The organism is Massilia soli (assembly GCF_016809835.1).
In the GTDB taxonomy this organism is placed as follows: domain Bacteria; phylum Pseudomonadota; class Gammaproteobacteria; order Burkholderiales; family Burkholderiaceae_D; genus Telluria_A; species Telluria_A soli.
In genome coordinates this window covers 509,603-522,003 of record NZ_JAFBIL020000002.1, presented here as the reverse complement: position 1 = coordinate 522,003, position 12,401 = coordinate 509,603, and the positions used below count along the sequence as shown (strand labels likewise).

Annotated in this window: 13 protein-coding genes and 1 riboswitch; of the genes, 5 read left to right on the top strand and 8 right to left on the bottom strand. The window is 64.7% G+C overall.

The window, feature by feature from the left end; all coding sequences use genetic code 11:
- Window positions 1–12: 12 nt before the first annotated feature.
- The 8 genes from I4X03_RS06835 to glyA form a co-directional block, all read right to left on the bottom strand.
- Window positions 13–564 carry a GspH/FimT family pseudopilin gene (locus tag I4X03_RS06835; protein WP_223467402.1) on the bottom strand — a complete coding sequence of 184 codons (552 nt, stop codon included), beginning with the start codon at window positions 562–564 and terminating at the stop codon, window positions 13–15.
- Window positions 552–1,001: a type IV pilin protein gene (locus tag I4X03_RS06830; protein WP_267874031.1), complete on the bottom strand. Its 450-nt coding sequence runs from the start codon at window positions 999–1,001 to the stop codon at window positions 552–554. The genes I4X03_RS06835 and I4X03_RS06830 overlap by 13 nt, the downstream gene beginning before the upstream one ends.
- Window positions 998–4,594 (bottom strand): pilus assembly protein, encoded by a 3,597-nt coding sequence (locus I4X03_RS06820; protein ID WP_223467400.1) that lies wholly within the window; start codon window positions 4,592–4,594, stop codon window positions 998–1,000. Before I4X03_RS06820 ends, I4X03_RS06830 begins: the two co-directional genes overlap by 4 nt.
- On the bottom strand, window positions 4,591–5,217 hold the full coding sequence (locus I4X03_RS06815) for a pilus assembly PilX family protein (protein ID WP_223467398.1): 627 nt from the start codon (window positions 5,215–5,217) through the stop codon (window positions 4,591–4,593). Before I4X03_RS06815 ends, I4X03_RS06820 begins: the two co-directional genes overlap by 4 nt.
- Window positions 5,214–6,155 (bottom strand): PilW family protein, encoded by a 942-nt coding sequence (locus I4X03_RS06810; protein ID WP_223467396.1) that lies wholly within the window; start codon window positions 6,153–6,155, stop codon window positions 5,214–5,216. Before I4X03_RS06810 ends, I4X03_RS06815 begins: the two co-directional genes overlap by 4 nt.
- On the bottom strand, window positions 6,152–6,715 hold the full coding sequence (pilV, locus tag I4X03_RS06805; RefSeq protein ID WP_223467394.1) for a type IV pilus modification protein PilV: 564 nt from the start codon (window positions 6,713–6,715) through the stop codon (window positions 6,152–6,154). The genes I4X03_RS06810 and pilV overlap by 4 nt, the downstream gene beginning before the upstream one ends.
- A gap of 88 nt (window positions 6,716–6,803) precedes the next feature.
- Window positions 6,804–7,271: a transcriptional regulator NrdR gene (gene nrdR, locus I4X03_RS06800; RefSeq protein WP_223467392.1), complete on the bottom strand. Its 468-nt coding sequence runs from the start codon at window positions 7,269–7,271 to the stop codon at window positions 6,804–6,806.
- A 68-nt stretch (window positions 7,272–7,339) separates the two neighbouring features.
- A complete protein-coding gene (glyA, locus tag I4X03_RS06795; RefSeq protein ID WP_223467390.1) occupies window positions 7,340–8,587 on the bottom strand; it encodes a serine hydroxymethyltransferase in 1,248 nt (415 codons plus the stop codon).
- Window positions 8,588–8,687: 100 nt separating this feature from the next.
- Window positions 8,688–8,797, bottom strand: a riboswitch (ZMP/ZTP riboswitch).
- A 128-nt stretch (window positions 8,798–8,925) separates the two neighbouring features.
- On the opposite strand from glyA, the gene I4X03_RS06790 reads away from it, so the two are divergent.
- From I4X03_RS06790 to tolA, 5 genes are all read left to right on the top strand, one after another.
- Window positions 8,926–9,675 carry an SDR family oxidoreductase gene (locus I4X03_RS06790; RefSeq protein WP_223467388.1) on the top strand — a complete coding sequence of 250 codons (750 nt, stop codon included), beginning with the start codon at window positions 8,926–8,928 and terminating at the stop codon, window positions 9,673–9,675.
- A gap of 221 nt (window positions 9,676–9,896) precedes the next feature.
- A complete protein-coding gene (gene ybgC / locus I4X03_RS06785; RefSeq protein WP_223467386.1) occupies window positions 9,897–10,301 on the top strand; it encodes a tol-pal system-associated acyl-CoA thioesterase in 405 nt (134 codons plus the stop codon).
- A 33-nt stretch (window positions 10,302–10,334) separates the two neighbouring features.
- Window positions 10,335–11,018, top strand: coding sequence for a protein TolQ (tolQ, locus tag I4X03_RS06780; RefSeq protein WP_223467384.1), 684 nt, complete (start codon window positions 10,335–10,337; stop codon window positions 11,016–11,018).
- A gap of 14 nt (window positions 11,019–11,032) precedes the next feature.
- Complete coding sequence (locus I4X03_RS06775) at window positions 11,033–11,467, top strand: biopolymer transporter ExbD (RefSeq protein ID WP_223467382.1); 435 nt, start codon at window positions 11,033–11,035, stop codon at window positions 11,465–11,467.
- Between the two features lie 7 nt (window positions 11,468–11,474).
- Complete coding sequence (gene tolA, locus I4X03_RS06770) at window positions 11,475–12,386, top strand: cell envelope integrity protein TolA (protein ID WP_307735341.1); 912 nt, start codon at window positions 11,475–11,477, stop codon at window positions 12,384–12,386.
- Window positions 12,387–12,401: the final 15 nt, after the last annotated feature.

Genomic DNA, 12,401 nt, shown 5'->3' with positions numbered 1-12,401 from the left:
TGCCTGCTATGTTTATGGTGTCTCTGGGCCGGTGCAACTCGCGCCATCGCGGGCGGGGTCGCACGCGCGCGCACGGCCAAGCATGTTGATCTTGATACGCCGCGTTTGCCCGTCCAGCGTCAGCGACAGCGTACCCCAGCGCGCTGCCATGCTGCTGGCATGACTGCAGCTGCGCCCACCGCCATTATAGGCAATGTAATCGGGGGTGCGGGGACTCGTGAAGCCAGACGTGACGACAATTCCCTCCGCGAGCGCTCCGTGGACCGCGATCAGCTCGTCGGCATCGCCCGGCATGCCGTCGCCGTCCTGGTCGACGAACACGGTCCAGCCGCTGCTCCAGCCATCGTCCCCGGGTACCAGGAAGACGCGCTCGCCGCGCGTGATGGCCTGCGACCGCGTGAGGTCGATCGCCCCGAACAGGTCGGATAACGCGGCCTTGAGCTGCTGGTGACGGAGCATGCCTCTCAGGTCGCTTACCGCGATTCCCAGCACGATGGCCGCCACCGCGATGACCACCATCAGTTCCGCCAGCGAGAACCCGCGCCGTCGACTTATGGCCAGCATCGCACCGACCCGCCGGATGGCCCGCGCCTGCCAATGCTGTTCAGTGTCAGGGTGCCGCATTGCGCGTCGCGGAACGTTGCATCGACCTGCCCGGTGCCCGGAATCGCCTTCACCTCGATGCAATCGCTGATGTCCCGGTTCGGGCAAGCCTCGCCGCGCAGTTCGTAGGCGCTGGCGGATGCTTCGCCACCCGACCACCACTTGAAGCGCTGCGCTGCCGGGTCGTCGGATTCTGCCGAGAACGCGACATACGTGTTGTGAAGCGCGTAAAACCGTTCCTGCTGCTGCATGATGTCGAGCAGCGCCATCTGCCCTTCGATCCGCCGCGAGCGCGCGATGTAGCCGGCGTAGCCCGGGTAGGCGATCGAGGCGAGGATGCCGATGATCGCCAGCACGATCATGATCTCCACCAGCGTGAACCCGCCGTTGCGCTTCATTTTTTCTCCCGTTTCGCTGCCTGGTGCAGTTCCAGCCAGTTGGCGACCTCGCGCCAGCTAAGCCGCCCGGACCTGGTCTTGACGGTGATTGGCCTGGACAGCGGCGCCCTGCCCTCTCCGCGCATCCGGACGATATTCACCGTATGGGTGGCAACGCTCGCACCTGTCGCACTGCGCTGCCCGGCAACCATGCCCATGTCGAACAGCAGCGGCGGCGACAGCGAGGCTGCGTTCTCAATCACCTCGCCGGTGACCTGCCCGGCCCCGGACACGCCCGCACTGGTGTAGGCCAAGCCGGTCAGCGCGTCGACGACGTACGACCTGGTAAGCATGTCGGCGCACGCACTTGCACCAGGCGCCACGGAGTCGAACATCACCGCGCCCGAGGCCAGGAACGCCGTCCCGGCCGCGCGCTCGCCTTCGGTACGCCAGTTAGGAAAATCGAGGTACCAGCCTTTTTTGGCACCGCTGCCGTCGAAGCGCAGGGCATCTCCGCTGATGAGGTAAGGCCCTGTTCCGCCAGCGCTCCGGGATGCGAGTTCGCTCCTGCCGGCCACCAGGACGGCGGGCTTGGCAACGCTGTCGCGGATCGCATAGAACGCCTGCCCGACGTGGCTTGCCGCTTCAAGATCGGCATTCTCCAGCAACCGTCCGCTACCGAAAAGGACAAGGTAGCCACCGCCGGGCGCATGCACCACGCGCGGCGCGTGGGTAACCGGCTGGCGATTGCCGGCATCGTCGCGTGCCACGAACAACGGCTCCCCGAGCGCGCCCGGCCCCACCGCTTTGGACCAGGGCGGCTTGCCGGTAAAGTCGAAGCGCCACAGATTGCCCTGTAAATCGCCCGCATAGGCGAATCGGACACTTCCATCAGGCGCCAGCGCGAATGCAGGCGGCGCCAGTGCATTTGCGACCTTCGACTCGGACAGCGGCGTCACCAGCTTGTAGTAGTTGACGCCGTGCTCCCAGCGTTCGGATGCCGGTTTATCGAGGGAGAGAAGAAACAAGGCCCCGCGCGCCGCGTTGTCGCCATCGCCGTCGGTGTAATTATTCAGGCCACTGGCGACGACCGCAAAGTAGCGGTATTCGGGAACAAGGTCTTTCACCGCGACCTTCAGCTTGGCGATCAGCGGCGCGCCGCGCACATGGCCGATCGCCGGATCATCCTGCTCGGTAAATTCCCACAGCGCGCCCGATCCCGAAGCGAAATTGGCAGGGTCGGTCACATCCAGCGCAAACACGCCGCGCGCACCCATTCCCATGCCGGAGGCCAGGATGCTGCGCCATGTGCCTCCCACCAGCGCCTCGCCGACCCCGGGGCTGGCGTCGACGTAAGGCCGCTGCATGTAGCCTGGTTCGCTTAGCTTGACGAGATCCGGCAGGAGCGCACGCGGAACATAGGCGAACAGTTCGGCGCCCGTCGCCACGTCAAACGCATGGAGCATGCCGTCGTTCGCGCCCACATACACGGCGCCGCGACGCTTGCTGGCACTTGCATGGAACTGCGCGTACCGGGCCCCCACCACCGATACGGAAGGCGCATTGACGATCACCGGCGCACTGTGGACGATGTCACCCAGCGCGCTGGCGCGGCGGCGGAACACGCCGCCGGGCTGCCCCGTCTCGCGGGTTCTGTCACCGCGCAGGAAGTTCAGACGCGCTTCGCCCAGGCCATCGCCGGCAGGGTCAAACAGTGCGCGCTGCGGCTCGGTCAGGCTTGTCCATGTCAGCTCGATGGTGGTCGCGCGGCCCTCGGGGTCGCCGGCCGCGCTGTAGATTTTCCGCTTGTCGTGTGCGTACATGGCGCGCGCCGCGTCCCAGACCGGCTTCGGGCTGCCGATCTCGTAGCGCCGCAGCGTGCCGCTCGACTGCTGCCGGTCGTAGCTTGCCTGTATCAAATAGCTGCCCGAGCTGGCGGCCTTCCCCATCACCTCGCCACGGGGCTGACGCGCAGCCGCGAACAGCTCGCGCACAGCAGGCCCGATGGCATGCGGATCGGCGGCGGAAAAATAGCCGGCAGCGGCCTGCCCCTCGAAACGCCACTCGCTGTCCGCGGCCTCGCCAGCCGTTGTGATGAAAGGGTTCTTGTCGCCATTGCGGTCAAGGAACGCGCCGTACTTGGCTGCGAGGTACAGCGGGCTGGCAAGTGGCCTAAGGGCGGCATCCAGCTCGAGGGTCAAGGTATCGAGCCGCGCATCCGAGTCGCCCCTGAAGGCATTGGTATGCGCCCAGTATGCGGCCCCCGCGAGCAGGTAACTGCCCTCGCCGCCGGGACCATCGGCCTGCGTGTCCAGGTTCGCCAGGTCACCGCCCTCCAGCGCGCCGATCCGCCGCGTCGCCTGCATGGCGTCGAACGTACCGCTGAAACCATCAGCGGCACGTACGGCATCGCCAAGCAAGGCGCGGGTATTCCCAGGCAGGTAGCGGTCGCGCACAAAGCTGGAGTGGCCGATCACCGCCGCGGTCGAGCGCTGGCAGCTTTGCGAGGACGGGTCATTGCGCGTGCTCCACACGGCAAGCCCGTCGTCCGACGCCGCGTCGCCGCTGCCGGTGCTGGGCTGGCGTCCCTGCAGGTAGCGCAATCCTTCGTAGAATAGCTCCGCGCCCGGATCGGCAGCTTTGTAGACGCCGCGCCTTCCGGACAGGTTGATGAAGTTGATCAGGCCACTGGCGGCGCCGCCCGCCTTGTCCGGGTCCGCTTCAAGCACGCCGGTGGCAAGGTTCCATTCGGGACGAAGCGGTCCGGCCTTAAGGTGGCCGATCAACTTGAGCGGCGCACGCAGCACGCCGCCGTAGAAATTCGGGTCGTCAGCGGCCAGCTCGGACAGGTAGCCCATCGCACCCATTTGCATCAGGTCAGCGTTCGCCTGGACGGCGCCCTGGGGCTTGTTGCCGCCTGCGTAAGCGACGCAGAGTTGCGGACGCAGTTCGGTGTCGGCCTTGTCGCAGACCTTGACACGGGCGTTGAACTCACGGGGCGGCGGCGCGCCGCAATCTGGTTCGGCCGGCGATTCGCTGAACAGCAGCCGATTGCGGCACGAGGCGACATAGACCATGGCAGCGCCGAATGGCGTTACCGCGTCCGCCGCGCCGATCGGCCTGGGCGGGAAGTTCTCGACCTTCTCGGGCAGCCATGCGCGCTGCAGCACCGTCAGGTCCTTGTTGTCGATCACCCGATCGCCTCCCGTCAGCGCGAGGCGAAGCAGGTCAAGGCGCGACATGCTTGCCCAGTTCAGCAGGTTGCCGCTGAAGGAATCGCCGCCGCACTGGCGCGTCGGGTCGGCGCGCTTGACGGGCGAGAAGTATCCGCTGTTATCGCCAAGGTCGGGCTGCTGCGCGCCGGCCTTGGTCTTGTAGGGATAGGCGTAGCACAGGCGCGGATTGAAGTAGCCAGGGTATTCGATCGACCCGCGGTACGCGTCCCGATACGCAGCGCCGGTGTCGGCGACGGTCAGCGACAAGTGCAGCAGCAGGTTTGGCGCAACGCGGCTCCCAGGAAGGCCGAGCTGGCCGCCTGGGATGGACAGTAGCGGGGGCGCTGCCTGGGCGGCAAGCGCGCAGGCGGATGCCAGGACCAGCAAGGCGGCCTTCATGGCGCCGCTCCCGCCGATGGCGTGGGCTTGCGATAGAACGACTGCAGTACGACCCTGGTCGCATCGCGCGAGCCGAATCCGATGGCCGTGACCCGATAGAAGTTAGTCACGGGCTCGCTGGCGTCTTCGCCTGCGCGCGGAAACGGCATCAGTTCGATGATGTACTGTGGCGGGCGCGCCGGCAGCGTTCCTGCTCCCGTGGGCATGAGCGCTCCGGTGAAGCTGCCGTACGGGACGCCATCGCCACCGTCCGCCAGCGCCGCGCCGATCCATGCAGGTACGCCAGGCGCCTCCACCCGGCTGCACAAGCCCAGGCTCGGATCATCCGCGCGTTGGCCGCAGCCGTCGACGAATCCAAGCACGCTGCCGGGCGCGAACATCGCGGCGCGCGCAGAGGCGGGATCAAGCGCCGCGATATCGCGCTCGGCGTCGGCCAGCGCCGCTTCCGCCGCTTGAAGGGCGATGTGCCGGTCACGTTCGTTGCGCGCCGATTTCTCGGCGTTCAAAGCCGCCGTCGCCGCCGATACCGCGACGATCAGCACCGCGATGAGGACGAACATCACGGTGACCAGTGCGGCGCCGCCGGCGCGCGCCTGGCGGGCAAAGACCGTTGGCGCGATCATTTGGGCGGATTACGCAGCATGATGGTTGACGAGAACAAGCGCCGCTCACGCTCGCGCAGGCTGCCTGGCATATCGCTTTCGCTGATGCGTGTGCCGGGGTCGGCACTGCCATGGGCGTCGGCGTACACTGGCCCGAACACGTCGAAGGTGACCGGCTGCGCGTTGACCCGCACGCGCTTTTGCCCGTGCAGGATCAGGCCGACCTTGATGCTGGCGACGCGCTTCCAGTGGGTTTTGCGGCGCAGGTCAAGCTCGCGCTCGGCCTCGTCGGCGCCGTCGAGGTCGAGCTCGTCGTCGAGCGCGGCGACGACGCTGGCGTTGACGAACAGGTTGGCGATGCCATCTTCCGGCACATCGGTATCGAGGCCATACAGCACCTGGAATGAATCGACGCCGCCAACAATGGCGTCCGCGCCCCAGCTCGCGCTGCCGCGATACTTGCAGCGCAGTTCAGCGTCGCCGCTCGCGCTGCGGCCGACATAGAAGATGCTCCATCCATCTTCCAGCTCGTTGACGCCGAACCCCGCGCAGCTGGTCATGCTGCCATCGCCATCTGGCCCCGGCCCTGCGCCGGCGAAGCGCAGCGCGAGCACATCGCTGCCATTGGCGACATCCGGCCGCGGATCGGAAATGAAGTCGGCGGTCTTTACCAGCGACCGGTTATCCAGTCCGGCGATGCGCGCCGGCGCGGCGGGGTCGTCGGCAATGCCGGCGTCGGCGCGGTCCCAGTTGACGTATGCCGTCTGCCGAACAGCGCGGGCGATCGCTTCGAGCGCGAAGCGTCCGCTGTCATCGAGCCGCGCGGACTCCTCTTGCGCCGCGTGGCCGCGGTTGGCCGAGACCAGCATGGCGCCGGCGAACAGCAGCACCAGCAAGCCGACGGCGACCGCGACCATCAGCTCCGCCATCGACAAGCCGCGTTGGCGGGCGCATGTCATGCCGGGTCTCCCGATACGAGAATGGCGACGATGGGGACATGGGCCGCCTCGGCACCCTCGCCTGACGGCCGAAGGCGCCAGCCTAGCTTGATGACGACCGGGTCGGCGGCGCCGCCGGTGCAGTCCCATGACAGGCTGTCCTCAGCCTCGCTCCACATTACGGCGTCACGGCACACCAGCAGGCGCGGCGCGGGAAACGCGGCGTGCAATTCGCGCTGCAGCTCGTAGGTGTCGAACGACGCCATGGCGGCGCTGTCGCATGGCGCGCGGTACTGGCAAGGCTGCGCCGGCGCATCAGGCGCGCCGTCACTGGCCGCGTCGTAGTCGATGCGCAGGTATGGATTGACGGCGTCGGGTACGCGCATCTGCGCGCTGTTGGCGCGCATGCGGTCGGCGAACGACGTGGCCAGCTGCACGCCATGCGACATCAGCGCCGATTCGTGGCGCGTGCGCAGGGCGACGGTTTGCGCCGCCAGCGCGCCCATCACGCCTACGGCCAGCACGAACACGGCCACCAGCACTTCAATGAGCGTAAAGCCGCTGACGTAACGTGAATGCACCGGCGCCTCCGTATCGAAGGCCCAAGTTATCAGGCGGCGTCAACTCACGCCTGAGTTACCTCAACTGTGCAGGGGCAATGCGGGGGAACTACTTGCGGGGTTTGCGTTCGTGGCCGACTTCGGCAATGGCTTCCTGGAACTCGGCCAGGTCTTCGAAGTTTTTGTAGACCGATGCGAAGCGGATGTAGGCGATCTTGTCGAGGCGCTTGAGCTCCTGCATGACCAGTTCGCCGACGTAGACGGTGTCGACTTCGCGGCGGCCGCTGGTGAGCAGCTTTTCTTCGATGGTGGCGACGGCGGTGTCGATGGCTTCCGCCGATACCGGGCGCTTGCGCAGCGCCAGCATCAGGCTGCCGCGCAGCTTGGCCGACGAGAATTCGGTACGGCTGCCGTTTTTCTTGACGATGATCGGCATCGACAATTCGATCCGCTCATACGTGGTAAATCGTTTATCGCATTTGCCGCATTTCCGGCGCCGGCGGATGGCGTCGGCCTCCTCCGATACACGCGTATCGAGGACCTGGGTGTCTTCATGCTGACAGAACGGACATTTCATGGGGGCCGCCGTGGACTACTCAATTTAGATCCGGGCCTTCGGCATCGAAGGCCCGGCTGGTACAGCGATTACGACGCGTAGACCGGATACTTGTCGGTCAGTTTCTTGACTTCCTGCTTGACGCGCTCGGTGACCGCGGCGTCGTTCGGGTTGTCGAGGATGTCGGCGATCAGGTTGCCGACGATGGTCGCATCGTCTTCCTTGAAGCCGCGCGTGGTGAACGCAGGGCTGCCCAGGCGGATGCCCGAGGTGACGAATGGCTTCTGCGGATCGTTCGGGATACCGTTCTTGTTGCAGGTCATGTGCGCGGCGCCGAGCAGGGCTTCGGCTTCCTTGCCGGTCAGGCCTTTGGCGCGCAGGTCAACCAGCATCACGTGCGACTCGGTGCGGCCGGAAACGATACGCAGGCCGCGCGCGATCAGCGCCTTTGCCAGCGCGTCGGCGTTCTTCACAACCTGCTTCTGGTATTCGACGAAGTCCGGGCTCAGCGCCTCTTTGAACGCCACTGCCTTGCCGGCGATGACGTGCATCAGCGGGCCGCCCTGGATGCCAGGGAAGATCGCCGAATTGATCGCCTTCTCGTGCTCGGCCTTCATCAGGATGATGCCGCCGCGCGGGCCGCGCAGCGACTTGTGCGTGGTCGACGTGACGAAGTCGGCGTGAGGAACCGGGTTCGGATACAGGCCGGCCGCGATCAGGCCGGCGTAGTGCGCCATGTCGACCATGAAGTATGCGCCGACCGCCTTGGCGACTTTGGCGAAGCGCTCGAAATCGATCTTCAGCGAAAACGCCGAGGCGCCCGCGATGATCATCTTCGGCTTGTGCTCGTGCGCCAGGCGCTCCATTGCGTCGTAATCGATGTCTTCCTGTTCGGTCAGGCCGTACGACACCACGTTGAACCACTTGCCCGACATGTTCAGCGCCATGCCGTGGGTCAGGTGGCCGCCTTCGGCCAGCGACATGCCCATGATGGTGTCGCCCGGCTTGAGCATGGCGAAGAACACGCCCTGGTTGGCCTGCGAACCGGAGTTCGCCTGCACGTTGGCCGCTTCGGCGCCGAACAGCTGCTTGACGCGGTCGATCGCCAGTTGTTCGGCGATGTCGACGTACTCGCAGCCGCCGTAGTAACGCTTGCCTGGATAACCTTCAGCGTACTTGTTGGTCAGCTGCGAACCCTGGGCTTCCATCACGGCTGGCGACGTGTAGTTCTCGGACGCGATCAGTTCGATGTGATCCTGCTGGCGGGTGTTTTCCTTCTGAATAGCGGCCCACAAATCCGGGTCGACATTGGCAAGCGTGTGATCTTTAGCAAACATGAAAAAACTCCAATCGATAACGGTGCGCTGCACCTGGCTGATTGTGGATCGAATGAGGGGCCGGAAAAGACGGCGGACAGCCTCGTCGTGCGCTTCCATCGCGGGCTGCCCAGGCGAACGGCGTTTGAAATCTCACATTCCCCGGTGGATGTCCACCTTTCGCCGACAGGCACGTTATGCCGCGGCTTTTCGCCAGTCATGTGAGACGAAATGGAGGCCAAATTGTAAGTTAAGTCAATGATTAGGGCAAGGAATGGCCAAGCAAACAAGAGGGTTTCCAGCTTATATAGCCAGTTCGGCTACAATCTGGAAAGCCCATCCCACTCCAGGACAATGACATGATCGTATTTATCACCGGCGCCTCGGCAGGTTTCGGCGCAGAAATGGCGCGAACCTTCGTTAAAAATGGCCATCAGGTCGTCATCAGCGCGCGTCGCACTGACCGGCTCGAAGCGCTGGCAGCCGAGCTGGGCGAAAACGCCCTGCCGATCGCGCTCGACGTCACGGACCCGGCCTCGATCGCCAACGCGCTGGCGCTGCTGCCGCAATCGTGGCGGCAGATCGACGTGTTGATCAACAATGCCGGCCTCGCGCTGGGCACCAAGCCGGCGCACGAAGCGCCGCTGGAAGACTGGGAAACCATGATCGGCACCAACTGCACCGGCCTGGTCCGGCTGACGCGCGCGGTGCTGCCGGCGATGGTCGAGCGCGGCAGCGGCCTGGTCATCAACCTCGGCTCGGTGGCAGGCCACTACCCTTACCCGGGCGGCAACGTCTACGGTGCAACCAAGGCCTTCGTCGAACAATTCACGCTGAACCTGCGTGCCGACCTGGTCGGCACCGGCGTACGCGCGACCAACCTGGCGCCGGGGCTATGCGGGGGCACCGAGTTCTCGAACGTGCGCTTCAAGGGCGACGACGCCGCCGCGGCCAAGGTCTACGAAGGCACGACCCCGCTCACCGCCAAGGACATCGCCGACACCGCCTACTGGATCGCGACCCTGCCGCCGCACGTCAACGTCAACAGCATCGAACTGATGCCGACTTGCCAAGGCTTCTCGCCCTTCAACATCAAGCGCACCCAATAACCAATTCCAAGATACCGGCATCGGGGACAACCATTCCAAAATCGGGGACAGACCACCATTTTGGAAGATTCCAAAATGGTGGTCTGTCCCCGATTTTGGAATGTTGCGTACGCTTACGCGGCTTGGATGCGCTGCTTTCGCGGCGCCATGTGTACGCTTGAGAACATAGCGGCGCGTATTTTAGGATAGAATGTTGCCCAAATTCACTTATGACAACTGAAATGCCCCAAGCATTTACCTGGACTGTCCGGGTGTACTACGAAGATACCGATGCCGGCGGTATCGTTTTTTACGCGAATTACCTGAAATTTTTCGAGCGCGCGCGCACCGAGTGGCTGCGCGCTGCCGGCGTTTCCCAGCAGGCCTTGCTCAACGAGGATGGGGCGATCTTCGTCGTCAAGAGCGCCAGCGTGGACTATCACGCGCCAGCCCGCCTCGATGATGTACTAAAATTAACGCTGAGCATCGAGAAACTGGGCCGCGCCTCGGTCAGTTTCGCCCAGCAGGCCTGGTGCGGTGATACGCTGCTGGCCTCGGCCGTCGTCAAAGTCGGCTGCGTCGATGCCGCGACCTTGCGTCCGCGCTCACTGCCAGAGGCAAGCGCTGCTAAAATGCGTGCCGCCTGACCCATACACATTACAAGACAAGACACTTATCCAATGAATGTAGCCCAAGACCTTTCCTTCCTCGCGCTGATCAGCAATGCGCACCTGATTGTGCAGCTGATCATGGCGTTGCTGCTGGGCCTCTCGCTTGTTAGCTGGACCTATATATTCCGCAAAATGTTTGCCATCCGCGCGGCCCGTCGCCAGACCGAGCAGTTCGAACGCAGTTTCTGGGCCGGCGGCAACCTGCATGCGCTGCACCAGAGCGCCAGCAGCAACCGCGACCAGGGCGGCGCACTGGCGCGCATCTTTGAAGCGGGCATGGGCGAATTCGTCAAGGGCAAGGCCGCAACGCGCGAGGCGCTCGACGTCGGCGCCGTCCTCGATGGCGCCCGCCGCGCCATGCGCGCCGCATTCCAGCGCGAAATCGACGGCCTCGATTCGCACCTGAACTTCCTCGCCTCGGTCGGCTCGGTGTCGCCGTACATCGGCCTGCTGGGCACGGTGTGGGGCATCATGAACGCGTTCCGCGGCCTGGCCAGCGTGCAGCAGGCCACCCTGGCCACTGTCGCGCCCGGCATCGCCGAGGCGCTGATCGCCACCGCCATCGGCTTGTTCGCCGCGATCCCTGCGGTCGTCGCCTACAACCGTTTCACCCACGACATCGACCGCCTTGCGATCCGTTTCGAGAGCTTCGTTGAAGAATTCTCGAACATCCTGCAACGCCAGTCCCGTTAAGCGAAAAGGCAGACATGGCTTCATTCTCCAGCAGCCTGCGCGGCGGACGCGGACGAAAGTTCAAGTCGGAAATCAACGTCGTGCCCTACATCGACGTCATGCTGGTCTTGCTGATCATCTTCATGGCGGTGCCGGCCAACAACGAGCCGAACGTGGTCAACCTGCCGAGCGCCGAGAAATCGGCCGCCCCGCCGGACCAGTACATCCAGATCGTGCTCAAGCCCGACGCCACCCTGAGCATCGGCGTCAACGGCAAGAACCCGGTGGCGGCCGAAGATGCGCCCGACCGCAGCGCCGTGCTGCTGCGCCTGCGCGCGCTGCATGCGGAAAACCCCGACTACCCGGTGATGATTTCGGGCGACCGCGACAGCAAGTACGACGACGTGATCCAGTTGATTTCGGAAGCGAAAAAGATGGGAATCAACCGGGTCGGACTCGCCACCAGATGATGACGCAATGGCCACGATGAACCCTGCCGCCCTCGACAGCACGCCCTACCGCGTGCCGCCGGAACCGAGCCGCTGGCGTGCCCTCACGCTGGCGGTGGTGGTGCACGCCGGCTTGCTGTTCTTCCTGTGGGCCGGCGTCAGCTGGCAGAGCACGCCGCCGGTCGCGGTCGAGGCCGAAGTGTGGGACATGAAGGTGCAGTCGGCCGCCCCGCCGCCCGAGCCGGCGCCGGCGCCGAAGGTCGAGCCGGATCCGCCGCCTGCGCCGCCCAAGCCGGTCGAGCGCCCGCCCGAGGTCGAGCCGACGCCGAAGCCGCCGGATATCGCGCTGGAGCAGGCACGCTTGCGCGCCAAGGAATTGAAGGAGCGCGAGGAAAAGAAGCTCGCCGAGAAGAAGCTCGCCGAGAAAAAAATCGCCGACCAAAAACTGGCCGACGCAAAAGCCAAGAAGCTGGAAGAAGAAAAAAAGAAACAGGAACTGGCTGAGAAGCAAAAGCAGGAGAAAGCCGAGAAGCTGGCCAAGGCGAAAGCCGAGGCCGCCGAGAAGAAGAAGCTCGACGCCTTGCGCGCCGCGGAAATGCAGCGCATCACCGGCGCGATCGGCACCAGCGGCAGCGCCGCCAAGGCCACCGCCCCGCGCATCGACAGCGGCTACATCGCCAGCATCACGGCCAAGGTCAAGAGCAACACGACCTTCCTCGGCAATACCAATGTCGCCGGCAACCCGCGGGTCGTCTTCAAGGTCGACCAGTTGCCGACCGGCGATATTATCTCGGCACGCAAGATCAAGAGCAGTGGCGTGGACTCGTTTGACGATGCCGTCGAGAAAGGCATTATCAAATCGTCACCACTACCCAAGAAGAAAGATGGTACGGTAGAACGAACACTTGAAATCGGATTCTCGATGAAGGACCTCGATTGAGGCCTGGTCGGGACC